Here is a 25,079-nt window from a genome sequence, read left to right as displayed (position 1 = left end):
ACCGCGTTGTGGGTAATACCCCCTTGAACGTCCGCCCGCTGTGGAAAGAGGTGTGTAATGGCCAGCGCTTTGGTTTCCGACTTCGTATTGGAACGGCTGCGCGATTGGGAGATCGACAAGGTTTTCGCCTACGCGGGCGACGGGATCAACGGTCTGCTGGCCGCCTGGGGACGCGCCGACAACAAGCCGAAGTTTGTGCAGGCCCGGCACGAGGAGATGTGCGCGTTCGAAGCGGTCGGTTACGCGAAGTTCAGCGGTCGGCTCGGGGTGTGCGCCGCGACGTCGGGCCCGGGCGCGATCCACCTGCTCAACGGTTTGTACGACGCCAAGCTCGACCGGGTGCCGGTGCTCGCCATCATCGGGCAGACCAACCGCAGCGCGATGGGTGGCTCGTATCAGCAAGAAGTCGATCTGATGAGCCTGTACAAGGATGTGGCCAGCGAGTACGTGCAAATGGTGACGGTCCCCGAGCAACTCCCCAATGTGCTGGACCGCGCCATCCGCACCGCGCTGACCAAACGCACGGTCACGGCGGTCATCATCCCCGCCGATGTGCAGGAGCTCGAATATTCGCCGCCGACGCACGAGTTCAAGATGGTGCCGTCCAGCCTCGGGTTCGAGTGGCCCGACATCGGGCCGGCCCCCGACGGGCTGCAGCGGGCCGCCGAGGTGCTCAACGCGGGCCAGCGGGTTGCCATGCTGATCGGCTGCGGCGCCAAGGGGGCGGTCGCGGAAGTCACCGAGCTGGCCGAGCTGCTGGGTGCGGGGGTGGCCAAGGCGCTGCTGGGCAAGGACGTGCTGTCCGACGAATTGCCGTGGGTGACCGGCGGAATCGGGCTGCTGGGCACCCGTCCCAGTTACGAGATGATGCGCGACTGCGACACGCTGCTCACCATCGGCTCGAGCTTTCCCTACACCCAGTTCCTGCCCGGCTACGACCAGGCCCGCGGCGTGCAGATCGATATCGACCCCGCGCTGATCGGGATGCGCTACCCCAACGAGGTCAACCTGGTCGGTGACGCGGCGGCCACGGCGCGCGCGCTGATCCCGTTGATTCAACGCAAGTCTGACCGCTCCTGGCGGGACACCGTCGAGCAGAATGTGCGGCGCTGGTGGGAAACGATGGCGATGGAAGCCGAGGTGGCCGCCGACCCGATCAACCCCATGCGGTTGTTCCACGAACTGTCCCCAAAGCTGCCCGACGACGTGATCGTCACCGCCGATTCGGGGTCCTCGGCGAACTGGTACGCGCGCAATCTGAAGTTTCGCGGCAATATGCGTGGCTCGTTGTCGGGCAACCTCGCCACGATGGGCCCCGGCGTGCCGTACGGCATCGGCGGTAAGTTCGCCCACCCGGACCGCCCGGTGATCGTGTTCAGCGGTGACGGCGCGATGCAGATGAACGGGATGGCCGAGCTGATCACGATCGCGAACTACTGGCAGGAATGGGCCGATCCGAGGCTGATCGTCGCGGTGCTGCACAACAACGACCTCAACCAGGTGACCTGGGAGATGCGTGCGATGGCGGGTGCCCCGAAATTCCCCGAGTCGCAGACTATTCCGAGCGTGGACTACGCCAAGTTCGCCGACAGCCTGGGCTTGGCGTCGGCGACGCTGACCGATCCGGCCCAGATCACCCCGGCGTGGGACCGGGCGCTGAGCGCCGACCGGCCCACGCTGCTCGACGTGCATTGTGACCCCAACATTCCGCCGGTGCCGCCGCATGCCACCTTCGAGCAGATGAAGAGCGCCGCCACCGCGGTGCTCAAGGGTGATGAGGACGCGTTCGGTCTCATCAAGGAAGGCATTAAGGTCAAGATCCAGGAGTTCATCCCGCGCCACAAGGCCCGCACCTAGCGGATACGCCGGTCAGAACGCGGTCAGCGGCGTCCGGCAGCGGGCTGAAGGTAAATCACCCGCACCGCCGGGACGGCGGCGCGAACCTCAACTTCGGCGGCGTCGATCGCCTCGGTCACGGTCGCCATTCTCATCCGCGGGTCGAAGACGACTTTGGCGGCCACCAGCAGTTCCTCCGGGCCCAGGTACTGGGTTCGCATATCGACCACCCGGTCGACCTGATCGACCGTTTCCAGCGCGGACCGGATCGTCGTGTACTGCGCACGGGTAGCGCCTTCGCCGATCAGCAGGCTGTGCGTCTCGATCACCAACAGCGTTGCGACACCCCCGATCAGCACACCGATACCCACGGTGCCGACCCCGTCCCACACCGCGTTTCCGGTGATCGCGGTCACCGCCACCCCGCCGAACGCGAGGCTCAGACCGATCAGCGCCGCGCTGTCCTCCAGCAGCACGACGGGCAGTTCCGGGGTACGGGTGGTGCGGACAAAGCCCCACCAGCTACTCGAACCCTTCAACGGACGCGACTGGGTGCGCGCGGTGCGCAGACTGTAGCCCTCGAACAGCGCGGATACCACCAGGATCACCACGGCAGCCAGTGGGGTGGACAACGGCTCGGGATGGGTGATCTTGCGGCAACCCTCGTACAGGGTGAACGCCGAGCCGAGCGTGAACAGCAGCAACGCCACCACAAACGAATAGAAATATCGACTTCTGCCGTAACCGAACTGATGCAACGCATCTGGACGCCGGCGCGCTTGGCGTTTGCCGACCATGAGCAACAGCTCGTTGGCGGCGTCGGCGACCGAGTGCACCGCTTCGCCGAGCATGGCCGAGCTTCCGGTTAACAGGTAGCCGACGAACTTCGCGACGGCAATACCGACATTCGCGCCCAACGCCGCGGTGATTGCCCGCGTGCTGCCGCTGTCGGCCATGGAGGGGATCTACCTCTCGCGCTTCACCACTCAGGACGTGGCGTGACGGGCTCCCCGGTATGACGCCGCCACCGCCACGGTCGTCAGCAGGCCAGCGCCCAGCAGCGAGCGCCGATGCCGGCTGGCCCACAGCTGGGCGGAGCGCGAATGAGACCGGTCATCGAAGACGCCGTGCGCGCCGTAGTCGGCGCGGCCGTCCACCGGCTCCCACAGGTTGGCGGGCCGATCCGGGCTCACCGGTTGGTCGGTCTGCTGCGAGTCGTACCCGGTCCGGGCCAGGTAGCGGTCCAGCAGCGCCGGCGCCAGCCGCTGACCCGCAATGGTGCCGACCGTGCTGGCACCGACCCAGTACTGTTTGCGCCGCGGATGGTCGAGGGCATGCAGAACACCGCGGGCGGCGACCTCGGGCTGATAGATCGGCGGCACCGGCTGGGGATGGCGGTCCAGCCGGGAACGCACCCAGGAGAACTGCGGGGTGTTCACCGCCGGCATCTGCACCACCGTGATCCGGACCTTGCTTTTGTCGTGCAGCAGTTCGGTCCGCAGCGATTCGGTGAACCCGTTGACCGCGTGCTTGGCGCCGCAATAGGCCGATTGCAGCGGGATCGCCCGCACCCCCAACGCCGAGCCGACTTGCACGATCACCCCGGCATCGCGCGGGCGCATCCGCTGCAGCGCGGCCATGGTGCCGTACACGAACCCCAGATACGTCACATCGGTGACGCGCCGGTATTCGTCGGGGCCGATCACCGCGAACGGCGCAAACAACGACGTAAACGCGACGTTGATCCAGGCATCGATGGGGCCGAACCGTTCCTCCACCTCAGTTGCGGCCGCATCCACCTGGTCGTAGTCGGCCACGTCGGTCGGGATCGGCAGCGCTTCGCCGCCGGCCGCACGGACCTCGCCGGCCGCGGCGTTCAGGCCGGCGGCGCCACGGGCCAGCAAGCCGATGCGGGCACCGCGTTGGGCCAGCAGCCGCACCACCGCCCGACCGATTCCCGCGCTCGCACCGGTGACCACCACCACTTGCGGTTTGCCCATAGGGGCTCTCTACCCGTTGGGGGGACGGGTAAACCGTCCGCCGCTGTTTGCTTCGCATCGCCACCGGGTAATCCGGCCGGGTGACTACGCTGACCACTGGTCCCCGCTGGTGCGACATCCTGGCCGTCGACGGTGTTTATGCGCCGCAGCAAGATTCACGGCTGTTGATCGCCGCGATGGAGCATGCCGACCTGGCTCGGCAGCGCCGCGTGCTGGACCTGTGTACCGGCAGCGGGATCGTCGCGATCGCGGCGGCCGAACTGGGGGCGGCCAGCGTCACCGCCGTCGACATCTGCCCGCGGGCGGTGCGGTGTTCGCGCAGCAATGCCCGCAACGCCGGCGTCGACGTCGAGGTCCGGGAAGGGCCGTGGACCCGCGCGCTGGGCGACCCGCCGTATGAGGTCATCGTGTCCAACCCGCCGTATGTACCCACCCCCGCCGACGCCGGACCGGTCCCGGCCGCCGGCGGCCCGGAGTGGTCGTGGAACGGCGGCGTCGACGGCCGCGCCGTGCTCGACCCGCTGTGCGTCTCGGCGACCCGGCTGCTGCGTGATCAGGGATCCCTTTTGCTGGTGCAGTCGGTGTTCGCCAACGTCCCCCGGTCGTTGGCGTTACTGCGGTCGACCGGCCTGGAGGCGGAAATTGCGGCATCGCAGGTGATTCCGTTCGGCCCGGTACTGTCGGCGCGGGCGGTGTGGCTGGAGCGCACCGGCCGCATCCAGCGCGGCTGCCGGGAAGAGCAGCTGGTCGTCATCCGGGCGGACAAGCCATGACGGACATGACGCAGGTGCGGGTGGTGCGTAACGGCCCGGTGTTGGTGTCCGGTCCGGTGCACATCGAGACCCCCGACGGCGTCGTCGAATCCGACCGCTTCATGGTGGCCATCTGCGCCTGCGGGCGCAGCAAGAACTACCCGCTGTGCGACACCAGCCATCGGCGGTGCCGGTCAGTTCAGGGGACTCCGTAACGCGGTGTTCCCCTCCCGCCACGAGGTCAGCATCTTCTCGGCGAGGCGGTCCTCGACCGCCGCGGCGGCCCGGATCCCGAACACCACATCGGTTTCCAGCTGCGGCTCCCGGGCGATCAGGTCGCCGACCACGTCGGTACGCACCACCTGTTCATGCACCGCGTCGGCTTCCACGTGCTCGCGGTAGAACGCGACGCACGGTTCCGGCGCCCGCATCCGGGTCAGGGCGGCGACCAGCCGGCGCGAACCGGGCGGGGAGGTGATCTCCGTGGCCGCGAAATGCCCGATCGCGGCGCCGCGCCAGCGGCGGTGCAACCCGAACAACGACATCAGGTTCACCACCGCCAGCGACTCGGCCGGCGCCGCGTCGAGATAGGCCAGGTAGTTCGGATCCAGCCCGGCCGCGGCCATCAGGTCGGCGAACAGCTGCTGATGAAGTCGCGGGCCGCGCCCGGCGCCGTATTCGTCGAATTCGACCGCCACGAACGACGCCTTGGCCTGGCCGGTCAGCCGGGGGATGGTCCACGCGTGCGGATCGCCCTCCTTGAGGTGATACAGCGACCGGTGCACGAAGTATTCGCGCATCTGCTGCCAGGTTCCGCTGTCCCGCAGATACCAGGACAGCCCGGTGCCGTCGACGGGTTCGATGCTCAGCGCATCCATTTCGTCGGCGGCGGTGGCGCGCGGCGGGATCCGTCCGACGTCACGACGCACCCCGGTGAGGAATACCTGCTCGAGTTGACCGCGCAGCTGCAGCAGGCTCGGATTCCACTCCCAGGTCGGGTCGACCCCGGCGAACCCGCGATAGTGCAGCTCATAGCACAGATACAGCGCCAGCTGCAGATCCAGACCGTAGGGGTCGGCGTTGCTCGCCAGCCCGTCGAAGTCGCTGATATGGGGCGCGGGGCCGGTCAGCCAATTGCGCACCGTCGTCGACAGCGGTCCGTAGGCGGCCGGCAACGCCGGTTCATTCCGAATCGGTGCAAGGGTCACGCCGGCGGGTACCCCGGCGGGGCCGCTCACCAAACCGGTGAGTGCAGTTCGCATAACCGCGGCCGATGCGGGGTAGTCCCACCGGGACGACGAAGGGAGCGGCGGGCGGTGCAGGTCGACGTGGCGCGATTGGAAAGCATGCTGGTTGACCGGGTCGACGGGGAGGTCAGGTTCGACGACGGCAGCCGCGCGGCCTACGCCACCGATGCCTCCAACTTTCGCCAGGTGCCGATCGGTGTGGTGGTGCCGCGCACCCCGGAGGCGGCCGTCGATGCGGTCGCGGTCGCCCGGCAGTGCGGCGCACCGGTGTTGGCGCGCGGCGGCGGCACCAGCCTGGCCGGCCAATGCACCAACACCGCGGTGGTGCTCGACTTCTCCAAGTACTGCCACCGGTTGGAATCCGTGGACGCCGACGCCCGGCGCTGCGTGGTGCAGCCCGGCATCGTGCTCGACGAACTCAACCGGCAACTGGGTCCCACCGGTCTGCGCTACGGTCCGGAGCCGTCCACCCACGCCAACTGCGCCCTGGGCGGCATGATCGGCAACAACGCCTGCGGTTCAACGGCGCAACGCGTCGGCAAGGTGGTCGACAACATCGCCCGGCTCGAGGTGCTGCTCTATGACGGCACCCGGTTTTGGTGCGGTGAAACCAGCGACGAGGAGTTTGCCCGCATCGAGGCGCGCGGCGATCTGCGGGCCGCCGTGTATCGGCGGTTGCGGCGGCTGCGCGACGAGTTCGCCGACGACATCCGGTCCGGCTTTCCGCAGATCCCGCGGCGGGTGTCGGGCTACAACCTGGATTCGCTGTTGCCGGAGAACAGCTTCAACGTGGCCGGGCTGCTGGTCGGCAGCGAATCCACCTTGGTGACGGTGCTGCGCGCCGAGCTGCAGCTGGTGGAGGTGCTGGAGAAGCGGACCCTGGTGGTGCTGGGCTACCCCAGCGTGGATAAGGCCGGCGACGCGGTGCCGGCGGTGTTGAAGTACGAGCCGACCGCCCTGGAAGGCTTGGACGCCAAACTGATCAAAGACGAAAAGATTCAACACCTCAACCCGCAGGCCCTGGAAAAGCTGCCCAAGGGCCCGGCGTATTTGATGGTGCAGTTCGGCGCCCACGACCAGGACGAGGCCGACGCGCAGGGGCAGCGGCTGCTGGACGGCCTGCATGAAACCGAGCACGCCCCCGACGTGTCGTTCCTGGAGGACCCGGCGATCGAAGACGAGCTGTGGCAGGTCCGGGAGGGTGGGCTCGGCGCCACCGCACACGTCCCGGGACACCGGGACACCTTTGAGGGATGGGAGGATTCGGCGGTCGCACCGGAGCGGCTCGGGGAGTACCTGCGCCGGCTGCAAGCCCTCTACGAGGAATTCGGCTACAGCAGCGACACCGGGCCCAGTCTCTACGGGCATTTCGGGCAGGGCTGTATCCACACCCGGATCCCGTTCGACCTGTTCACCGCCGACGGGGTGGCCGCCTACCGCCGGTTCCTGGAGCGCGCCGCCGATCTGGTGTCCGAGCTCGGTGGGTCGCTGTCCGGCGAGCACGGTGACGGGCAGACCCGCGGGGAACTGCTCCCCCGGATGTACGGGCCGCGGCTGATGGCCGCGTTCGGTGAACTCAAAGACATCTTCGACCCGCAGAACCGAATGAACCCCGGCAAGGTGGTCGACCCGCGTCCGCTGGACGCCAACCTGCGCCTGGGCGCGAGCTGGGCCCCGGCGGCGCCGCAGGACCTGCACTTCGGTTACCCCGACGACGACGGCTCCTTCGTGCGGGCCGCCAACCGATGCGTCGGGGTGGGCAAATGCCGCCAGCACGACACCAGCGGCGGGCAGGTGATGTGCCCGTCCTACCAAGTGACATTGGAGGAACGGCACTCCACCCGCGGCCGGGCGCGGCTGTTGTTCGAAATGCTCAACGGGCACGGCGACGGACCGATCACCGACGGATGGCGGTCCACGGCGGTCAAAGACGCGCTGGATCTGTGCCTGGCGTGCAAGGGCTGTAAGTCCGACTGCCCGGTGAACGTCGACATGGCCACCTACAAGGCCGAATTCCTGGCGCACTACTACGCGGGTCGGCCGTGGCGCCGCCCCCGCGCCGACCTGTCGATGGGGTGGCTGCCGGTCGCGGCTCGGCTGGTGACCGCGGCCCGGATGGGGCGCCTGGCCAACGCCGTCACCCATGCGCCCCTGTTGCGGCGCGCCGCGGTGGCCGCCGCCGGCCTGGAAAACCGGGACATCCCGCGGTTCGCGCCGCAAACCCTGCGGCAATGGTTCGCCGCCCGGCCGGAGCCCGGCCCCGGGGGCCGCCACGGCAGCGTGCTGCTGTGGCCGGACACCTTCACCGACTGCTTCCATCCGCAGGTGGGCCGGGCCGCGGTCGCGGTACTGGAGGACGCCGGGTGGCGGGTGACGTTGCCGCGGCCGCGGCTGTGCTGCGGACTCACCTGGATCTCCACCGGCCAGTTGCGCACCGGCAAGGCGGTGCTGGCCCGCACGGTGTCCGCGCTGGCCCCGCACCTGCGCTCCGGCGGGCTGGTGGTGGGGCTCGAACCCAGTTGCACGGCCGTATTCCGTTCCGACGCTGCCGAGTTGTTCCCCGACGACCAAGACGTGTTGCGGTTACGCGGCCAGACCGTGACGCTGGCGGAACTGCTGACCCGGCACACCCCCGGCTACCGGCCGCCGCGCGGTGACGGCCCGATGACGGCGTTGGCGCAGGTGCACTGTCACCAGCACGCGGTGCTGGGCTGGGACGCCGACGCCGACCTGCTGCACGACGCGGGCGTCGAGGTCGAACAGCTGGGCGCTGGATGTTGCGGCCTGGCCGGTAATTTCGGCTTCGAGCCGGGCCACCTGGAGGTCAGCAAGGCCTGCGCGGAACGGGTGCTGTTGCCGACGATCCGCGACGCCGACCCGCGGGCGGTGGTGTTGGCCGACGGTTTCAGTTGCCGCACCCAGATCCACGAATTCGGCGGTGGCGACAAGGAAGCCGTGCACCTGGCCGAACTGCTGGCCGCGATGGCGGGTCAGCACGTCTCGTCGGTCAGGCGAAGCTGAGCCTGCACGGTGGTGCCGTGCGGGGTGATATGGGCACGCACCAGATCGGCGACGGCGTTGACCACGAAGAGCCCACGCCCGCGCGCGCTGTCGCGGTCCATCGGTCGGCGTCCGGCCAGCGGATCGTCGAGGTATCCGGGATCGCGGACCTCGCACACCACATGGCCGTCGTGCCGCCACAGCGCCAGTGTGCACGGCCCGGGGGTGTACTGCACGCTGTTGGCCGCCAATTCGGTGACGATCATCTGCAGATCGGCGATGCCGTCCGCGCCCAGGCCGAACCGGCGGGCGTACCTGGCGGCGAACGCGCGCGCCTCACTCAGATCCGCGAGCTGGTTAATCGCGTAGCTGACCGCGGCGGGATTCCGCGGCAGCGGCTGGTTATACCGGGACCACACCGCCTCCGGGGCGAAGGCGGGGCTGTCCTGCTCGCGGAGACCCACTTCCCAGAGCACCGGGTGGGTGCCGTGAGCATCAGCAATCACGTTGGACGGCAACGCTGTTACATCGTACGGGCACACGATCGCCACATCCTGGCCGGCGAACGCCCTATTGATCAGTGCCTCGTGTTGCACGCAGGCCGCATATTCGTCCGCAGACCGGCCGGCCCAGATCGGCTCGCCGATCATCCGCACCGGCCGGGGCGCGTGCTTGGCGGCGAAGGTGCCCAGCACGCCGCCGAGGATATGGCCGGGGTTGCGGCCGCCCCGCGCCATGTCGACCAGGGTGATAGCGGCCGCGGCGTCACCCAGCGCCTCTCGCAGTGCCGAAAGGTTGGGTTCCGGGACCGCCACCAGGACGGGATAGTCGGCCCCCAGCGCGCTGCGGATAAACGGCACCAGGCAATCCAGGTAGTCCTGTTGCGAGCGGTAGCACAGCGCCGGGTGCGCGAAGGCGCCGGCGGGACTGGTTGTGGTTGTTGTCATACCGCTGCTCCCAACGAGGCGAGACCGCTTCCAGCGTAGCCCCGACCCACCCGACGTTTGAAGACGCCGGTGCCGGGGAATCGGATGACGGAAAGGGGTGAATGTGGCTCGCGATGATCGCGTCGACCTTCTTGCGGCATTCCCGCCGCAGGTCCTGCGGCAATACGCGTTGTTGGCCGACGGCGAACGCGGCGCCCTGATCGGTCCGCACGGTGAGGTGACGTGGCTGTGCGCCCCGCGCTGGGATTCCGACGCGGTGTTCGCCACGTTGATCGGCGGCGGTGGCGGCTACACCGTCACCCCGAAACAGGGTCGGCATGTGTGGGGCGGCTATTACGAACCGGGCAGCCTGATCTGGCACAGCCATTGGGTCACCAACGACGGCGAGATCGAATGCCGGGAGGCCTTAGCGTTTCCCGCCGACACCAGCCGGGTGGTGGTGCTGCGCCGCATCGTCGCGGTCCGCGGCACCGCCGACGTCACGGTGATGCTGGAGCCCCGCGCCGGCTTCGGGCACTACGCCAGCGGGCATCTCGCCTGCCACGACGGGGTGTGGACCGGCCGCAGCGGTCCGCTCCGCTGGCGGTTCGCCGGGTGTGCGGCGGCCCGCCCGCTACCCAGCGCCGATAGTGCCGGTGCGGTATTGGTCGCTGAACTGTGCATCCCGGAAGGCGACCATCAGGACCTGGTTTTCGAAGTTTCCGAGCGGGAGCTGCCGGCAGGCTTGGTCGACCCGGATCTGGCGTGGGAGGCAACGGCAAATGCGTGGTCGCGACACCGACCGAACTTGGCCGACACCATTGCGCCCCACGACGCCACGCAAGCGTGGGCGGTGCTGCGCGGGCTGACCAGTTCAAGCGGCGGTATGGTCGCCGCCGCGACCACCAGCCTGCCGGAGCGGGCTTACACCAACAAGAATTACGACTACCGCTATGTCTGGATCCGTGACCAGTGCTACGCGGGGCTGGCGGCCGCCGTCGCCGGCGCTTCCGACCTGTTCGACGCGGCCACCGAGTTCGTCACCGCCCGGGTCCTTGACGACGGGCCGCATCTCAAACCCGCGTACACCGTTTCGGGCGGGCCGGTCCCCGATGAGTCGACCCTCGACCTGCCCGGCTACCCCGGCGGCACCGACAAGACCGGCAACGGCGTCAATAACCAGTTCCAGCTCGACGCGCTCGGCGACGCGCTGCAATTGCTGGCCACCGCGGCACGCACGGACCGACTGCCCGCCGACGGCTGGCGGGCCATTGACCTGGCAGCGGCCGCGATCGACGCGCGGTGGCGCGAAGCGGAGGCAGGGATCTGGGAGTTGGGTAACCGCAACTGGACTCACTCGCGACTGACCTGCGTCGCCGGATTGCGTGCGGTGGCGGGATTGTCTGACCGCGTCACGGGCCTGACCACACATGCCGTGCTGGCCGACGCCATCCTCGCCGAGACTGCGCGCGGTGGTCTGCACCCGAACGGCTACTGGCGTCGCAGCCCAGAGCTGGGCGGGGTGGATGCTGCGCTGGTGCTCCCGGCGGTGCGCGGCGCCGTGCCGGCCGATGATCCCCGCACGCTCGCGACGGTGGCCGCGGTCCGCGAGCAACTCGCGGTGGAGCAATACGTGTACCGGTTCCGCCACGATGAACGCAAGCTCGGCGAAGCCGAAGGCGCGTTCTTGTTGTGCGGGTTCATGATGGCACTGGCCGAACACCAACAAGGCAACGATTGGGCGGCGGTCCGCTACTTCGAACGCAACCGGTCCGCGTGCGGGCCGGCCGGCCTGTTTTCCGAGGAGTACGACGTCAGCCAACGCCAGCTGCGCGGCAACCTGCCGCAGGCGTGCGTGCATGCACTGATGCTGGAAACCGCTGCGACCCTTAATGGTTCTGGCTCGTTGTCGCACCGAGATTGACGTGAGCGCGCAAAACCGCGAGTAGCGGCCGCGCTAGCGTCCATCTCGGCGACCTAGCGAATCTCCGCAACCCGGCGAACCGCTGCATGACTTCGTGCGTCCTCGGGTATAGGCACCGGGACCCTCACCCAATGCGACGAAGTTCGGGGATCCTCATGAACGAAGCACGTGACCGCCGACATAGGAAAGAGGTCACCGCCCGGCTGCGCAGAAAAGCCGACCGGGGCCACACCGAGGAGCAGCGGCGTCGGATCCGCGCCGCGACACGATGCTGACCGAGGCCCGGTTTGGGCGGCCGCCGCTCGGGTACCCGTGCTGGTATGACGCGATTTGGTTACACCCTGCTGACCGAACAGAGCGGGCCCAAAGACCTTGTCCGTTATGCCGTTGCTGCCGAACGACGCGGCTTCGACTTCGAGGTGTGCAGCGACCACTTCAGTCCCTGGCTCACCTCCCAAGGCCATGCGCCCAACGCCTGGGCGGTGCTGGGCGCGGTCGCCCAGGCGACCGACCGGGCGGACCTGTACTCCTACGTCACCTGCCCGACCGTGCGCTATCACCCGGTGATCGTCGCGCAGCAGGCCGCCACCGTGCAGATCCTGTCCGACGGCCGGTTCACCCTGGGGTTGGGCAGCGGCGAGAACCTCAACGAGCACGTCGTCGGCCACGGCTGGCCCACCGTGCAGCGCCGCCAGGACATGCTGCGCGAGGCGATCGAAATCATCCGGGCGTTGTTCGACGGCGGCACCGTGAACTGGCGCGGCGACTACTTCCAGGTGGATTTGGCGCGGCTGTGGGACCTGCCCGACGTCCCGGTCGGGGTCGCCGTCGCGATGGCCGGCGAGAAGGGCATCGCGAAATTCACCACCCTGTCCGATCATCTGATCGCTGTGCAACCCGATCCGGAACTGGTGCATGGTTGGCACACCGCGCGCCAGGCGGCCGGGCTGGCCGGCAGCGGCCGGGTGGTCGGTCAGGTGCCGGTGTGCTGGGATCCCGACCGCGACGCCGCCGTGCAGCGCGCCCATGACCAATTCCGTTGGTTCGGCGGCGGCTGGCAGGTCAACGCGGACCTGCCGACACCGGCCAGTTTCGCGGCCGCCACCCAGTTCGTCCGGCCCGAGGACGTCGCGGACAGCATTCCGTGCGGACCCGACCTGGAGGCGATCGTCGACGCGGTGCGCCCGTACTGGGACGCCGGCTTCACCGATATCGCGCTAGTCCAGATCGGTGGGGACGCACAGAACCTATTCTTGAAGGAAGCGGCCGAGCCGCTGCTGGCGGAGTTGCGGGCGGCCGCGAAGTAGCCGTCATGACCGCGACGACCCCCACCCCGGTGCAGCCGCGGCGCCCGTTCCCGGCGCGCCGCCGCCCGTTCGGGTCGGCGGTGTATCAGCTGATCAGCACCACCGACCACAAGCTGATCGGCCAGATGTACGTGGTGACGGCGTTCGGTTTCTTTTTCACCGCCGGGCTGATGGCGCTGCTGATGCGGGCCGAACTGGCCGCCCCGGGTCTGCAGTTCCTGTCCAACGAGCAGTACAACCAGCTGTTCACCATTCACGGCACGGTGATGCTGCTGCTGTATGCCACCCCGATCGTGTTCGGGTTCGCCAACCTGGTGTTGCCGCTGCAGATCGGTGCCCCGGATGTGGCGTTCCCGCGGCTCAACGCCTTCTCCTACTGGATGTTTCTGTTCGGCGGGCTGATGGTGGTGGGCGGGTTCATCACCCCCGGCGGGGCGGCGGACTTCGGCTGGACCGGCTACACCCCGCTGAGCGACTCGCTGCACTCGGCGGGCCCCGGCGCGGACCTGTGGGCGATGGGTCTGATCGTGTCCGGGCTGGGCACCATCCTGGGTGGGGTCAACATGGTCACCACCGTGGTGTGCATGCGCGCCCCCGGGATGACGATGTTCCGGCTGCCGATCTTCACCTGGAACATTGTGGGCACCAGCGTGCTGATCTTTTTGGCCTTCCCGATCCTGACCGCGGCGCTGTTCGCGCTGATCGCCGACCGGCACCTGGGCGCCCACGTCTATGACGCCGCCAACGGCGGGCCGATCCTGTGGCAGCACCTGTTCTGGTTCTTCGGGCACCCCGAGGTGTACATCGTGGCGTTGCCGTTCTTCGGGATCGTCACCGAGATCATCCCGATGTTCAGCCGCAAACCGATCTTCGGCTACACCGCGCTGGTCTATTCGACCTGGGCGATCGTGTTTTTGTCCGCCTCGGTGTGGGCGCATCACATGTTCGCCACCGGCGCGGTGCTGCTGCCGTTCTTCTCGGTCATGACGTATCTGATCGCCATTCCGACCGGCATCAAGTTCTTCAACTGGATCGGCACCATGTGGAAGGGCCAGCTGACCTTCGAGACCCCGATGCTGTTCTCCGTCGGCTTCCTGGTCACCTTCCTGTTGGGCGGGTTGACCGGGGTGCTGCTGGCCAGCCCTTCGCTGGATTTCCACGTCCACGACAGCTATTTCGCCGTCGCGCATTTCCACTACGTGCTGTTCGGCACCATCGTGTTCGCCACCTTCGCCGGCATCTACCTGTGGTTTCCGAAGATGACCGGCCGGCTGCTGGACGAGCGGCTGGGCAAGCTGCACTTCTGGTTGACGCTGATCGGGTTTCACACCACCTTCTTGGTGCAGCACTGGCTCGGTGACGCCGGGATGCCGCGCCGCTACGCCGACTATCTGCCCACCGACGGCTTCCAACCGCTCAACGTCGTCTCCACCGTCGGGGCGGTGATCCTCGGGGTGTCCATGCTGCCGTTCGTCTGGAACATCTTCCGCAGCTACCGCTACGGCGAACCGGTGACCGTCGACGACCCGTGGGGCTACGGCAACTCGCTGGAGTGGGCGACCAGCTGCCCGCCGCCGCGGCACAACTTCACCGAGCTGCCCCGGATCCGCTCCACCCGCCCGGCGTTCGAACTGCACTATCCGCACATGGTGGCCCGGTTGCGGGCCGAGGCGCACGTCGGCCGTTAACCACCCAAGGCGGCGGCGAACCGGCGCACCGAGGCTTCGGCCGCCGCGGCGGCATCCGCGTGACCGGCCCGCGCCCGGGTGCCGGTGTGGCCGGTCACCGGGTCGAGGGTCACTTCGGCCAGCAGCTCACCGGTCGTCGGCTCACACACCGCCCAGCTGTAGCCGGTGTCGGCCGCCCACCCGGCGGCGCTGCCCGCGACGTAGTCGGGGTCGGTTTCGCCCAGGTCGGCCAGGGCCGGCCGGTCATCGACTCGGTCGTCGGCGCGCAGCGCCCGCAGGTACCAGGCGCCGGCATTGATCTCGACGGGGTCCATAATTCACCGCGAACGTGCGCAGAATGCCAGCCTCAGCGGGTCTTTCCTGTACATCTGCGCACGCTCGCGGCGTCAGCTAAGCCGGAACTACTTGATCTCGGCGAGCACGGTGCCCTGGGTGACGGCCGCGCCGGGCTCCACCGCCAGGCCGGTGATGACACCGTCCTTGTGCGCGGTGACCGGGTTCTCCATCTTCATGGCTTCCAGCACGACCACCAGGTCACCGGAGGACACCTCTTGGCCCTCCTCGACGGCCACCTTCACCACCGTGCCCTGCATCGGCGCGGTGACCGCGTCCCCGGAGGCCGCCGCGCCGGCTGCCGCGCCGCGTTTGCGGGGCTTGGGCTTCTTTCTGATAGCCCCGCTGACGCCGCCACCGCCGCCGCCGTTGAGCGCCAGGTCGCCGGGCAGCGACACCTCCAGCCGCCGGCCGCCGACCTCGACGACCACCTTCTGCCGCGGCAGGGTGTCCTCGATGTCGATCGGCTCGCCCCCGGTGAACGGCTCGATGGTGTTGTCCCACTCGGTCTCGATCCAGCGGGTGTGCACCGTGAAGCCGTCCTCGTCGCCGATGAACGCCGGGTCGGACACCACCGCACGGTGGAACGGGATGACCGTGGCCAGCCCTTCGACGTGGAAGTCGTGCAGGGCGCGACGGGCGCGCTCCAGCGCCTCGGTGCGGGAGGCGCCGTACACGATCAGCTTGGCCAGCATCGAGTCGAACTGGCCGCCGATCACCGAACCGGACTCCACCCCGGAATCCAGCCGCACCCCGGGCCCGCTGGGCGGGTCGAACCGGGTCACCGGGCCGGGCGCGGGCAAAAAACCGCGGCCGGCGTCCTCACCGTTGATCCGGAATTCGAAGGCGTGGCCGCGGGGCTCCGGGTCCTCGGTGAGGTCCAGCTTCTCGCCGTTGGCGATGCGGAACTGCTCGCGCACCAGGTCGATGCCGGCGGTCTCCTCGGTGACCGGGTGCTCCACCTGCAGCCGGGTGTTGACCTCCAGGAACGAGATCAGGCCGTCCTGCCCGACCAGGTACTCCACCGTGCCGGCGCCGTAGTAGTGGGCCTCTTTGCAGATCCGCTTGGCCGACTCGTGGATCTCTTTGCGCTGCGCGTCGGTCAGGAACGGCGCCGGCGCTTCTTCCACCAGCTTCTGGAAGCGGCGCTGCAGCGAGCAGTCCCGGGTGCCGGCGACGACGACGTTGCCGTGCTGGTCGGCGATGACCTGGGCCTCGACGTGGCGGGGCTTGTCCAGGTAGCGCTCCACGAAGCATTCGCCGCGGCCGAACGCCGCGACCGCCTCACGGGTCGCCGACTCGAACAGCTCGGGGATCTCCTCGATGGTGCGGGCCACCTTCATACCCTTGCCGCCGCCGCCGAACGCCGCCTTGATCGCGATCGGCACCCCGTACTCCTTGGCGAAGGCCACCACCTCGTCGGCGTCCTTGACCGGGTCGGGGGTGCCGGGCACCAGCGGCGCCTGGGCGCGGGCGGCGATGTGGCGGGCGGTCACCTTGTCACCCAGGTCGCGGATCGACTGCGGGCTCGGCCCGATCCAGATCAGCCCCGCGTCGATGACGGCCTGCGCGAAGTCGGCGTTCTCGGAGAGGAAACCGTAGCCGGGGTGAATCGCGTTGGCGCCCGACTTCGCGGCGGCGTCCAGCAGCTTGGCGAAGTCGAGGTAGGACTCCGCCGACGTCTGACCACCCAGCGCGAAGGCCTCGTCGGCCAGCCGCACGTGCGGCGCGTCGGCGTCGGGTTCGGCGTATACCGCCACACTCTGCAGTCCGGCATCCCGGGCGGCCCGGATCACCCGGACCGCAATCTCCCCGCGGTTGGCGATGAGCACCTTGGAGATCGTTGAGCTGGCATGAGTCGCCACTGGGCCTCCTGAAGCAATGTTTCTAAGAAAGGTCTTTAAGAATGTATCCCGCAGCAGTTTAAGGTGCGAGCACCCGGGTGGGTTAGGTGGCCCGCAACCGCCGTTTGATCCTGGTCAGCATGGCCGACATGCCGCGCAGCCGCAGCGGGCTGATCAGCGCGGCCAGGCCCAGGTCGGCGTAGAAATCCTCCGGCACCGCCAAGATGTCGTCGGCCGGCTGCTCATCGAGGCCCGCCGCCAAAATCGAGGCGAACCCGCGGGTGGTGGGGGCCTCGGCGGGCGCGCTGAAGAACAGCCGCACCCGCTGCCGATCGGCGGCGTCGACATGCAAAAACAGCGGTGACTGGCATTCCGGCACCGGCTCCATGGCCGCTTCCTCCAGCTCCGCGGGGATCGGCGGCAAATCGTTGGCGAACTCCAGCAGCAGCGCCAGCTTGTCCTGGCCCTGGACCTCGGCGAAGTCCGCTACCACCTCGGCTAGCGGGGCGGGCATGCTCATCAGGTCGGTGCGCCTCCGGGATCTTGGCCGTCGACGATGGGCACCCGCACGGCGTTGCCCCATTCGGTCCAGGAGCCGTCGTAGTTGCGCACCCCCTCCATCCCGAGCAGGTGGGTGAGCACGAACCAGGTGTGGCTGGAGCGCTCCCCGATGCGGCAGTACACGACGGTCTTGTCGTCCGGCGTCAAGAAGCCGTAGATCTCCTCCAGCTCCTTGCGGGGGCGGAACCGCCCGCTGTCGTCGGCGGCTTTGGCCCACGGGATGTGCACTGCGGTCGGGATGTGGCCGCCGCGCAGCGTGCCTTCCTCGGGGTAATCGGGCATGTGGGTGCGTTCGCCGGTGTACTCCTGCGGCGAGCGGACGTCGATCAGCGGCTGCTTGCCGAGGATCGCCAGCACGTCCTCCTTGTAGGCGCGGATGGGGGCGTCGTCGCGCTCGACCACCGGGTAGCCGGTCGAGGTCTGGGCCGGCACCTCCAGCGTGGTTTCCCGGCCCGACGAGATCCACAGGTCGCGTCCGCCGTCGAGCAACCGCACATCGGGGTGACCGAACAGGGTGAACACCCACAGCGCGTAGGCGGCCCACCAGTTGGATTTGTCTCCGTAGATGACGACGGTGTCGTCGCGGGCGATGCCCTTGCGGTCCATCAGTTCGGCGAACTTGGCGCCGTCCAGGTAATCGCGGACCGGGTGGTCGTTGAGGTCGGTGACCCAGTCGATTTTCACCGCGCCGGGAATGTGGCCGACGTCGTAGAGCAGCACATCCTCATCGGACTCCACCACCGCCAAACCGGGGCGACCCAAATTGGCGGACAGCCAGTCGGCGGTCACCAACCGTTCGGGGTGGGCGTAGGACTGCAGGACTGGGCTGGGATCAGCGGGCACGGGCACGTCATTGAGCCTACCCATGTCGCCGCCGGTAGTGGCGTCGAGACTGACGTTACGCAGCAAAAGAGCGAGCGGCGGCCGGCACAACGTCGATCTCGGCGGAGCCGAAATCGACATCTCCTATCTGGTGCCCGACGGCGCCGATCCGGCTGCCGGCGAACCGAATTCGCGGCCCAGGAGCGGCTGCGAGGTCATCCCGAAGGTCGGTGGTGTCGGCACCGACCGGCTCACCGTCGACTTGCGGCTGTACTGGTCGAATCCGTACGGCTCTAGCACGCCCGCCGCCGAACAGGCGTGCCGGTTGAGCGGCGACTGGTCACCGAACGTCGGCACCATGCGCCTGGCCGAGGCCTCGATGGACGCCACGATTCTGACCGGCGGCGGCATCGTCGACCGCGACGGCACGGTGTTGCTGCCCGCCGCGCCCGGCAACGCGGTGCCCAAGCTGGACCGGGGTCAGACGCTGAGCGCGACCTCGTAGGCCACCGCGAAGCGTCGGGCGTCGACCTTCGGGCGGAACAATGCGCCGCCGTTGGGGCACCAGGTGACCACCCGCAGCAGCCGTTTGCCCGGCGACAGTTGCTTGCGGACCACGTTGGCCAACTCGGCGCGCAGCCGCTCGGTGTCGTAGCGGTCGATGTCCCGGGACACTCGCACATCCCACATGGTTTCTTCGACTGGCATCGCCCCAGTGTGCGGCGCGGTACGGCATAACCGGGCAACGTGTCCAGCGTGCCGGGTTGCAGTTCGATTGCGATCGGGTCACGGAGCACGGCCTCGCCTTGTGCGCGGTCTTGCGCGCCGAGATCGATGCGAGCGTGAAGAATCGCGAGAAGGCGTGACGTTAGCGTCGATCTCGACGCATCAGGGGCCCGTGCTGGCTGCCCACAGCTTCGCGATCGGCAGCCCGACGCGCCCCAGCAGCGACCGCAGCAGCGGCAGGCTGATCCCGATGACGCTGGACGGGTCACCGTCGACCCCGTCGATGAACCAGCCGCCCAGCCCGTCCAGGGTGAACCCGCCGGCGACCTGCAGCGGTTCGCCGCTGCCCAGGTAGGCGTCCAGGTCGACCGCCGCCGGAGTCCCGAAATGCACTGTGGTCACGACGGTTTCGCACTGCCGATCGGTGACCTCGCCGTCCTGCAGCCGGATCAGGCAATGGCCGGTGTGCAGGTGGCCGGATCGGCCGGCCATCGACCGCCACTGCTCGCGAGCGGTCGCGACGGTGTCCGGCTTACCGCGCAGTTGCCCGTCCAGCAGCAGCATCGAATCGCAGCCGACCACAACGCAATCGGCGGCCACCTCGACCGGAAGCTGACGCGTCACCGCCTCGGCCTTGGCCGACGCCAGCGCCGCCACGATGGCATCGGGCGCGATGTCGGAACCCAGGCCCGCCATGACGGCGTCCTCGTCCACGCCCGACACCACGACCAGCGGATCGACGCCGGCCTGGCGCAGCACCTTGAGCCGGCCGGTGGACGCCGACCCGAGTACCAGTCGGGTCACTACCGGCGCCGCTGAATGGCGCCGTTCCTCAGCATCGCTGCGCTCTGCATCGTCACCGGCGCATGTGGGTGCGCTCCAGCAAGGTGACGCGCTGCCAGCTGAAGATCGAGTACCGCAACTTGTCGACCGGGTGCCCCCACAGGTTGCGGTCGACGGGTCCGGGCTCGGGGGTGCCGCCGCCGGCGCTGCCGACCACGGCGATCAGCGCGGCCAGCTCCTCATCGCTGGGGTTGCCCTTGAGCACCTCGATGTGCGGCTGGTGCACCGCCTGCTCGTCACTCACGGCGTCCTCGCTCACAGTGGAATGTTCCCGTGCTTCTTGGGCGGCAACTGGACGATCTTGCGTTCCAGCAGCCGCAGCGCGTTGGCGACGTATCCGCGGGTGTGCGACGGCGGGATGACCGCGTCGACGTAACCGCGCTCGGCGGCCACATACGGGTTCACCAGGGTGTCCTCGTACTCCTGCTGCAGCTGCAGCCGCAGCGCGTCCACGTCCTCACCGCTCTTGGCGGCCTGCGCCAGCTGCGAGCGGTAGACGAAGCCGACCGCGCCGGAGGCTCCCATCACCGCGATCTGCGCCGTCGGCCACGCCACGTTGACGTCGGCGCCCATCTCCTTGGAGCCCATCACGCAGTACGCACCGCCGTAGGCCTTGCGGGTGATCACGGTTATCTTGGCGACGGTGGCCTCGCCGTAGGCGTAGAGCAGCTTGGCGCCGCGGCGGATGATGCCGTTGTACTCCTGGTCGGTGCCGGGCAGGAACCCGGGCACGTCGACCAGCATGACGATCGGGATGTTGAAGCAGTCGCAGGTCCGCACGAAGCGGGCGGCCTTTTCCGAGGCGTTGATGTCCAGGCAGCCGGCGAACTGGGTGGGCTGGTTGGCCACGATGCCGACCGGCCGGCCCTCGATGCGGCCGAACCCGACCACGATGTTGCCGGCGTAGCCGGCCTGCACCTCGAGGAACTCGTCGTCGTCGAGGATGCGGGTGATCACCTCGTGCATGTCGTAGGGCTGATTCGGCGAGTCGGGGATCAGCGTGTCGAGCTCGAGGTCCTCGTCGGTCAGGTTGTCCTCGATCGGGCCCTCGGCGACCGGCGCGGCGTAGCGCGGCGGGTCGGCGTAGTTGTTGGGCGGCAGGTAGCTCATCAGGTCCCGCACCCAGTCGAAGGCGTCCTGCTCGCCGGAGGCGACGTAGTGCAAGGTGCCCGACTTGGCCATGTGGGTGTGGGCGCCGCCCAACTCCTCCATGGTGACGTCCTCGCCGGTGACGGTTTTGATGACGTCCGGTCCGGTGATGAACATCTGGCTGGTCTGGTCGACCATGACGACGAAGTCGGTCAGTGCGGGGGAGTAGACGTGCCCGCCGGCGGCGGCGCCCATGATCAGCGAAATCTGCGGGATCACGCCCGAGGCGATGATGTTGTTGTGGAAGATCTGGCTGTACAGGCCCAGCGACACCACACCCTCCTGGATGCGGGCCCCGGCGCCGTCGTTGATGCCGATCAGCGGCCGACCGGTCTTGATGGCCAGCTCCTGCACCTTGACGATCTTCTCGCCGTAGACCTCGCCGAGGCTGCCGCCGAACACCGTGGCGTCCTGGCTGAAGATGCACACCTCGCGGCCGTCGATGGTGCCGTAGCCGGTCACCACCCCGTCGCCGAGGGGACGCTTGTCACCCATGCCGAAGTTGGTGCTGCGGTGCTTGGCCAGCGCGTCGAGCTCGACGAACGAGCCCTCGTCGAGCAGCGCGTAGATACGCTCCCGGGCGGTCAGCTTCCCTTTGGCGTGCACCTTCTCCACCGCGACCTCACCGACCGGGTGCAGGGTCTCCTCGGTGCGTCGCCGCAGGTCGGCCAACTTGCCCGCGGTGGTGTGGATGTCGATGGTGTGCTCGGCGGCGGGCTCGGCAGAGTGTGCGGAGGGCTCGGTAACGCTCGTCATGGGTGTCGAGCTTAGCGGCTCTTACCGAATTGCCAAGAATGGGTGGGGCCTAGGCGCGGCGCGGGTTTGCCGCACCACCGCCCGCGGGTACGCGACAACTATGAGCCTTCGCGAATACCGGCACAAACGACCGGCCGGGCGCAGCCCCGAGCCGCGCGGTCGGCCGGTACGCAACCGCGCCCTGGACGAGCTGCGATGAGCATCAAGGTCGAGGTCACCCACCCGGATCGGGTGCTGTTCCCCGCGGACGGCCTCACCAAGGGCGACCTGGTCGACTACTACACCGAGGTGGCGCCGGTGATGCTGCCGCACCTGAAGGGCCGCCCGCTGACGCTGACCCGGTTTCCCGGCGGCATCGACGAGGAAGGCTTCGTCCAGCAGAACTTCGCCGCGTCGCTGCCGGACTGGATGAAGCGGGCCGACGTCGCCAAGAAGAGCACCAAGGGCGCGACCGTGGTGCACCCGGTCGCGCAGCGCCGCGAGGCGCTGGTGTGGGCGGCCAACCAGGACTGCATCACCCCGCACATGTGGTTGTCCCGGCAGCCGCGGTTGCACAGCCCGGATCGGTTGGTGTTCGACCTGGACCCCTCCGACGGCGGGTTCGCGGTGCTGCGGGCGACGGCGCGTGCCGTGGCCGACATCCTCGAGGACCTCGGCCTGGCGACGTATGTGCAGACCACCGGTTCGCGGGGCCTGCACGTGGTGGCCCCGCTGCGCGGCCACACCGACTTCGACACCGTGCGGCAATTCGCCCGGGACGTCGCCGAACTCGTCGTCGCCGACGACCCGGGGCACCGCACCCTGGAAATCCGTAAGGACAAGCGCGGCGACCGGGTGTATCTGGACGTGCTGCGCAACGCCTACGGGCAGACGGCGGTGGCGCCGTATGCGGTGCGCGCCCGCCCCGGCGCACCGGTGGCCACCCCGCTGGACTGGGAGGAGCTCAGCGCCCGCGGCATGCGGGCCGACCGGTTCACGCTGCGCGACGTCCCCAAGCGGATGTCCGAACGCAGCGATCCGTGGGGAGACCTGCGCCGACATGCCCGCTCGCTGAGCCGCGCCCGCCACCGGCTGGCCAAACTGCGCGGTTAAGCCGCGGCGGCGCCCGCGGCGGTGACCTCTTTGACGAAATCGCCGAGGTAGCGGATCGCGCGCCGGCCTTCGGGCACCACGTCGGCGGCCAGCGGAAAGTCGTGAATCTGCCCATCCCACAGGTGCAGCTCGCAGCGGACGCCGGCCCGGTCCAGGCGCTGCGCCATCAGCTCGGCGTCGGGCAGCAGCAATTCGTCCGAGCTGGCGTGGATCATCACCGGCGGCAGCGGGGACAGGTCCGCGTCCACCGGGGAGGGCACCTGCGGGTGGCGCAGGTAGCGGGCGAACACCGACAGCGCCCCGCCGGGAAACATCGCACACCGGCGGGCATTGCGGTGACCAAGCTTGGCGTCCGGGTCCGCGTCGGTCAGCGGCGACACCGTCGCCACCCCGGCCGGCGTGGCCAGGCCGCGCTCGATCGCGGCGAGCGTGGTCATGAAGGCCAGGTAGCCGCCGGCGGAGTCGCCGCCGATGACGATCTGGTCGGCGGCGTAGCCGCGCCGCAGCAACCAGCGCAACCCGTCGAGGCCGTCGTCGATGGCGTCGGCGATCCGATGCGACGGCAACATCCGGTAGGCGACATTGAGGACGCCGGCGTCGGCGGCCCGCGACAGCCGGGTCACCAACGCGCGGTGGGTGTTGAGTCCACAGGTCAAAAACGCGCCGCCGTGCAGGTAGAGGATCGCGCGCCGCGACGACCGCTTTGCCGGCCGGATCCATTCGGCGGCGCAGTCGTCGAGCCGGACGGTTTCCACCTTCGCTGACGAGCGGTACGGCAGCAGCCCAGCAAACCGGTCGACGGACTCGAACGGCCACCGCAGGTCCGGTTGCACCGCCCACGCGCGCACCGCGTTCTTCACCACGAACCGGCTGGCCAGCGCCACCGCAACCGACTGGGGGCTGTGCCGATGGTGCACCCACCGCCGCATCGCCGGAGTGCGGGCGATCATCTCGATCAACTCCTTAGTGTTTGCTGACTGGATACCCGGTGGCCGCCGGCCGGGCACGTGCGTAATCTCACGTTTGCCCGGGCCCGGAATCGGCTATCCGTCTACTGAATTGCGTGCAGCGCCACGCCCCGGCGGTAGCCTCCGCTGGTGGGTGTTGGTGGCTTCCCGGAGCTGGGCCCCGAGGCCGCGGCCGCGCTGCGGATCGTCGCCTACTTCGACGAACTCGACGAGTCGGCGGCCGGCGCCGAGACGGTGCTGGCGTCGGCCGCGGCGCTGGCCGACTGCGCGGTCGGGGCGCGCTGGGCGTCGGGCACGGTGATCCGCTGCGACGCCAACGGATCCCTGGACACCCCGACCGAACTGCCGCCGCTGCACGACGACCCCACGGTGTGGCTGGAACGCGGCGGCGCCGCCCAGCGGATGGACCCGGTGCTGGTGGACCGGGTGCGCCGCACGCTGCGGCGGGTCGCGACGCGTCCGGCGTCGCTGCAGCTGGGGGATCCCGCGCTGCTGGAGGTGGTGCTGTCCGACAACGAATCGCCCGCGGAACGGGCACGCGCGATCCGGCTGCTGGGCCTCGATGAGAGCCGCGAGGTCCGGGTGCTGGCGGTGTCGGCTGGTTCGCCCGCCGAGGCGCTGCGCGTCGTCGTGCGCGAACTGGGTGACCAGCCGGTCCGCTCGGTCGTGATCGGCGCCGACACGGCGTTGCTGTGTTACAGCTCCGAGGATGCCCGGACCCTGTCGGATCGGCTGGACGCGGCGATCATCGCGGCGTTCCCGCCGCCGCTGCCCGCACACGTCGGCCGCGGTCCGTGGGTCGGGATCGGCGCCAAGACCACCGCGTTCGGGGCGGCGGCGTCCTGGCGGCAGGCGCAACGGGGACTGCGGTTCGCCTCCTCCACCCACTACGGGCGGCGCGCGGTCGCCTACGAACGCCTGAGCGTGCTGGAGTTGCTCGCCGACCTGCCACTGGAGCAGGTGCTGCGGCACCACGATGTGGCCCGGATCAACGCGATCGCGGCGACGCCGGCCGGTGCGCACGACGTCGACACCACCGAGGCGTTCTGCGTGCTCGGGTCGCTGCGCCGCACCGCCGCCCAGCTGCACTTGCACCACAGCACGGTGGCCGCGCGCATCGCCCACGTGGAGGCGGCGATGGGCTGGGATCTGGCTGACCCGATCGATCGGTTCACGGCCACGCTGGTGCTCTTCGTGCGGCGCATCGCCCTCTCGTCGGCCGAGCTCACCGGCGCCGAGCCGACAGTTGTCGGCCGAAACCGCTAAGCCAGCCGACGTATGGCGGATGACCGGGGTTGCGGTGGC

23 protein-coding genes are annotated in these 25,079 nt (G+C 69.0%); 10 read left to right on the top strand and 13 right to left on the bottom strand.

The genetic code is table 11. From position 1 onward, the window contains the following. Nucleotides 1-57 precede the first annotated feature (57 nt). Nucleotides 58-1,857, top strand: coding sequence for a thiamine pyrophosphate-requiring protein (locus ACAG26_RS00380; protein WP_370477966.1), 1,800 nt, complete (start codon nucleotides 58-60; stop codon nucleotides 1,855-1,857). Nucleotides 1,858-1,880: 23 nt separating this feature from the next. Here the strand turns inward: ACAG26_RS00380 and ACAG26_RS00375 are convergent, their stop codons facing one another. Further along, complete coding sequence (locus tag ACAG26_RS00375) at nucleotides 1,881-2,792, bottom strand: cation diffusion facilitator family transporter (RefSeq protein ID WP_370477964.1); 912 nt, start codon at nucleotides 2,790-2,792, stop codon at nucleotides 1,881-1,883. Nucleotides 2,793-2,822: 30 nt separating this feature from the next. Beyond that, on the bottom strand, nucleotides 2,823-3,836 hold the full coding sequence (locus tag ACAG26_RS00370) for an SDR family oxidoreductase (protein ID WP_370477961.1): 1,014 nt from the start codon (nucleotides 3,834-3,836) through the stop codon (nucleotides 2,823-2,825). Between the two features lie 80 nt (nucleotides 3,837-3,916). On the opposite strand from ACAG26_RS00370, the gene ACAG26_RS00365 reads away from it, so the two are divergent. Together ACAG26_RS00365 and ACAG26_RS00360 are read left to right on the top strand one after the other, a co-directional pair. Next, nucleotides 3,917-4,609 carry a HemK2/MTQ2 family protein methyltransferase gene (locus tag ACAG26_RS00365; protein WP_370477959.1) on the top strand — a complete coding sequence of 231 codons (693 nt, stop codon included), beginning with the start codon at nucleotides 3,917-3,919 and terminating at the stop codon, nucleotides 4,607-4,609. Further along, a complete protein-coding gene (locus ACAG26_RS00360) occupies nucleotides 4,606-4,803 on the top strand; it encodes a CDGSH iron-sulfur domain-containing protein (protein WP_370477956.1) in 198 nt (65 codons plus the stop codon). Before ACAG26_RS00365 ends, ACAG26_RS00360 begins: the two co-directional genes overlap by 4 nt. On the opposite strand, the gene ACAG26_RS00355 is transcribed toward ACAG26_RS00360, so the two are convergent. Beyond that, nucleotides 4,783-5,796 carry an iron-containing redox enzyme family protein gene (locus ACAG26_RS00355; RefSeq protein WP_370478777.1) on the bottom strand — a complete coding sequence of 338 codons (1,014 nt, stop codon included), beginning with the start codon at nucleotides 5,794-5,796 and terminating at the stop codon, nucleotides 4,783-4,785. The two genes, ACAG26_RS00360 and ACAG26_RS00355, sit on opposite strands and share 21 nt — an antisense overlap. Before the next feature lie 108 nt (nucleotides 5,797-5,904). Here ACAG26_RS00355 and ACAG26_RS00350 point away from each other — a divergent pair, with 108 nt between their 5' ends. Continuing rightward, a complete protein-coding gene (locus ACAG26_RS00350) occupies nucleotides 5,905-8,856 on the top strand; it encodes an FAD-binding and (Fe-S)-binding domain-containing protein (protein ID WP_370477954.1) in 2,952 nt (983 codons plus the stop codon). Here ACAG26_RS00350 and ACAG26_RS00345 read toward each other — a convergent pair. Continuing rightward, nucleotides 8,826-9,782 (bottom strand): anti-sigma factor RsbA family regulatory protein, encoded by a 957-nt coding sequence (locus tag ACAG26_RS00345; protein ID WP_370477952.1) that lies wholly within the window; start codon nucleotides 9,780-9,782, stop codon nucleotides 8,826-8,828. The genes ACAG26_RS00350 and ACAG26_RS00345 overlap by 31 nt on opposite strands. Before the next feature lie 103 nt (nucleotides 9,783-9,885). Here ACAG26_RS00345 and ACAG26_RS00340 point away from each other — a divergent pair, with 103 nt between their 5' ends. The 3 genes from ACAG26_RS00340 to ctaD all read left to right on the top strand — a co-directional run bounded on the left by ACAG26_RS00340 (nucleotide 9,886) and on the right by ctaD (nucleotide 14,680). Then, a complete protein-coding gene (locus ACAG26_RS00340) occupies nucleotides 9,886-11,685 on the top strand; it encodes a glycoside hydrolase family 15 protein (RefSeq protein ID WP_370477950.1) in 1,800 nt (599 codons plus the stop codon). A gap of 320 nt (nucleotides 11,686-12,005) precedes the next feature. Continuing rightward, the gene (locus tag ACAG26_RS00335) at nucleotides 12,006-12,992 is read left to right on the top strand and encodes an LLM class F420-dependent oxidoreductase (RefSeq protein WP_370477947.1); all 987 of its coding nucleotides are present in this window, start codon (nucleotides 12,006-12,008) and stop codon (nucleotides 12,990-12,992) included. A gap of 5 nt (nucleotides 12,993-12,997) precedes the next feature. After that, the gene (gene ctaD / locus ACAG26_RS00330) at nucleotides 12,998-14,680 is read left to right on the top strand and encodes a cytochrome c oxidase subunit I (RefSeq protein ID WP_370477944.1); all 1,683 of its coding nucleotides are present in this window, start codon (nucleotides 12,998-13,000) and stop codon (nucleotides 14,678-14,680) included. On the opposite strand, the gene ACAG26_RS00325 is transcribed toward ctaD, so the two are convergent. From ACAG26_RS00325 to ACAG26_RS00310, 4 genes are all read right to left on the bottom strand, one after another. Continuing rightward, entirely contained in the window at nucleotides 14,677-14,994 is a 318-nt protein-coding gene (locus tag ACAG26_RS00325; protein WP_370477942.1) for a hypothetical protein, read from the bottom strand. The two genes, ctaD and ACAG26_RS00325, sit on opposite strands and share 4 nt — an antisense overlap. An 87-nt stretch (nucleotides 14,995-15,081) precedes the next feature. After that, nucleotides 15,082-16,878, bottom strand: coding sequence for a biotin carboxylase N-terminal domain-containing protein (locus ACAG26_RS00320; protein ID WP_370477939.1), 1,797 nt, complete (start codon nucleotides 16,876-16,878; stop codon nucleotides 15,082-15,084). A gap of 82 nt (nucleotides 16,879-16,960) precedes the next feature. Then, complete coding sequence (locus ACAG26_RS00315; protein WP_071027274.1) at nucleotides 16,961-17,377, bottom strand: SufE family protein; 417 nt, start codon at nucleotides 17,375-17,377, stop codon at nucleotides 16,961-16,963. Further along, nucleotides 17,377-18,267, bottom strand: a complete 891-nt coding sequence (locus tag ACAG26_RS00310; RefSeq protein ID WP_370477936.1) for a sulfurtransferase — start codon at nucleotides 18,265-18,267, stop codon at nucleotides 17,377-17,379. Before ACAG26_RS00310 ends, ACAG26_RS00315 begins: the two co-directional genes overlap by 1 nt. Before the next feature lie 16 nt (nucleotides 18,268-18,283). Here ACAG26_RS00310 and ACAG26_RS00305 point away from each other — a divergent pair, with 16 nt between their 5' ends. Next, the gene (locus ACAG26_RS00305) at nucleotides 18,284-18,745 is read left to right on the top strand and encodes a hypothetical protein (protein WP_370477934.1); all 462 of its coding nucleotides are present in this window, start codon (nucleotides 18,284-18,286) and stop codon (nucleotides 18,743-18,745) included. Here ACAG26_RS00305 and ACAG26_RS00300 read toward each other — a convergent pair. The 4 genes from ACAG26_RS00300 to ACAG26_RS00285 form a co-directional block, all read right to left on the bottom strand. Then, nucleotides 18,721-18,948, bottom strand: coding sequence for a hypothetical protein (locus ACAG26_RS00300; RefSeq protein WP_318276456.1), 228 nt, complete (start codon nucleotides 18,946-18,948; stop codon nucleotides 18,721-18,723). The two genes, ACAG26_RS00305 and ACAG26_RS00300, sit on opposite strands and share 25 nt — an antisense overlap. A gap of 180 nt (nucleotides 18,949-19,128) precedes the next feature. Beyond that, nucleotides 19,129-19,770, bottom strand: a complete 642-nt coding sequence (locus ACAG26_RS00295) for a nucleoside triphosphate pyrophosphatase (RefSeq protein WP_370477931.1) — start codon at nucleotides 19,768-19,770, stop codon at nucleotides 19,129-19,131. A gap of 52 nt (nucleotides 19,771-19,822) precedes the next feature. Further along, a complete protein-coding gene (locus ACAG26_RS00290; protein ID WP_370477929.1) occupies nucleotides 19,823-20,068 on the bottom strand; it encodes an acyl-CoA carboxylase subunit epsilon in 246 nt (81 codons plus the stop codon). Next, nucleotides 20,065-21,714: an acyl-CoA carboxylase subunit beta gene (locus tag ACAG26_RS00285; protein WP_370477927.1), complete on the bottom strand. Its 1,650-nt coding sequence runs from the start codon at nucleotides 21,712-21,714 to the stop codon at nucleotides 20,065-20,067. The genes ACAG26_RS00290 and ACAG26_RS00285 overlap by 4 nt, the downstream gene beginning before the upstream one ends. A 195-nt stretch (nucleotides 21,715-21,909) precedes the next feature. Between ACAG26_RS00285 and ligD the strand changes: the two genes are divergently transcribed. Next, on the top strand, nucleotides 21,910-22,806 hold the full coding sequence (ligD, locus tag ACAG26_RS00280; protein WP_370477925.1) for a non-homologous end-joining DNA ligase: 897 nt from the start codon (nucleotides 21,910-21,912) through the stop codon (nucleotides 22,804-22,806). Here ligD and ACAG26_RS00275 read toward each other — a convergent pair. Next, nucleotides 22,803-23,756, bottom strand: coding sequence for an alpha/beta hydrolase (locus tag ACAG26_RS00275; protein ID WP_370477923.1), 954 nt, complete (start codon nucleotides 23,754-23,756; stop codon nucleotides 22,803-22,805). The genes ligD and ACAG26_RS00275 overlap by 4 nt on opposite strands. 147 nt (nucleotides 23,757-23,903) lie before the next feature. Here ACAG26_RS00275 and ACAG26_RS00270 point away from each other — a divergent pair, with 147 nt between their 5' ends. After that, nucleotides 23,904-25,040 (top strand): PucR family transcriptional regulator, encoded by a 1,137-nt coding sequence (locus ACAG26_RS00270; protein WP_370477921.1) that lies wholly within the window; start codon nucleotides 23,904-23,906, stop codon nucleotides 25,038-25,040. Nucleotides 25,041-25,079: the final 39 nt, after the last annotated feature.

The organism is Mycobacterium sp. pUA109 (assembly GCF_041287095.1).
Classification (GTDB): Bacteria; Actinomycetota; Actinomycetes; order Mycobacteriales; family Mycobacteriaceae; genus Mycobacterium.
This window is presented reverse-complemented; position numbering and strand designations above follow the sequence as displayed.

Excerpts from the sequence above, each read along its gene's own strand:
- ACAG26_RS00380 (WP_370477966.1), top strand. The coding sequence starts at position 58 with ATGGCCAGCGCTTTGGTTTCCGACTTCGTATTGGAACGGCTGCGCGAT.
- ACAG26_RS00375 (WP_370477964.1), bottom strand. The coding sequence starts at position 2,792 with ATGGCCGACAGCGGCAGCACGCGGGCAATCACCGCGGCGTTGGGCGCG.
- ACAG26_RS00370 (WP_370477961.1), bottom strand. The coding sequence starts at position 3,836 with ATGGGCAAACCGCAAGTGGTGGTGGTCACCGGTGCGAGCGCGGGAATC.
- ACAG26_RS00360 (WP_370477956.1), top strand. The coding sequence starts at position 4,606 with ATGACGGACATGACGCAGGTGCGGGTGGTGCGTAACGGCCCGGTGTTG.
- ACAG26_RS00345 (WP_370477952.1), bottom strand. The coding sequence starts at position 9,782 with ATGACAACAACCACAACCAGTCCCGCCGGCGCCTTCGCGCACCCGGCG.
- ACAG26_RS00335 (WP_370477947.1), top strand. The coding sequence starts at position 12,006 with ATGACGCGATTTGGTTACACCCTGCTGACCGAACAGAGCGGGCCCAAA.
- ctaD (WP_370477944.1), top strand. The coding sequence starts at position 12,998 with ATGACCGCGACGACCCCCACCCCGGTGCAGCCGCGGCGCCCGTTCCCG.
- ACAG26_RS00325 (WP_370477942.1), bottom strand. The coding sequence starts at position 14,994 with ATGGACCCCGTCGAGATCAATGCCGGCGCCTGGTACCTGCGGGCGCTG.
- ACAG26_RS00315 (WP_071027274.1), bottom strand. The coding sequence starts at position 17,377 with ATGAGCATGCCCGCCCCGCTAGCCGAGGTGGTAGCGGACTTCGCCGAG.
- ACAG26_RS00305 (WP_370477934.1), top strand. The coding sequence starts at position 18,284 with ATGTCGCCGCCGGTAGTGGCGTCGAGACTGACGTTACGCAGCAAAAGA.
- ACAG26_RS00300 (WP_318276456.1), bottom strand. The coding sequence starts at position 18,948 with ATGCCAGTCGAAGAAACCATGTGGGATGTGCGAGTGTCCCGGGACATC.
- ACAG26_RS00285 (WP_370477927.1), bottom strand. The coding sequence starts at position 21,714 with ATGACGAGCGTTACCGAGCCCTCCGCACACTCTGCCGAGCCCGCCGCC.
- ligD (WP_370477925.1), top strand. The coding sequence starts at position 21,910 with ATGAGCATCAAGGTCGAGGTCACCCACCCGGATCGGGTGCTGTTCCCC.
- ACAG26_RS00275 (WP_370477923.1), bottom strand. The coding sequence starts at position 23,756 with ATGATCGCCCGCACTCCGGCGATGCGGCGGTGGGTGCACCATCGGCAC.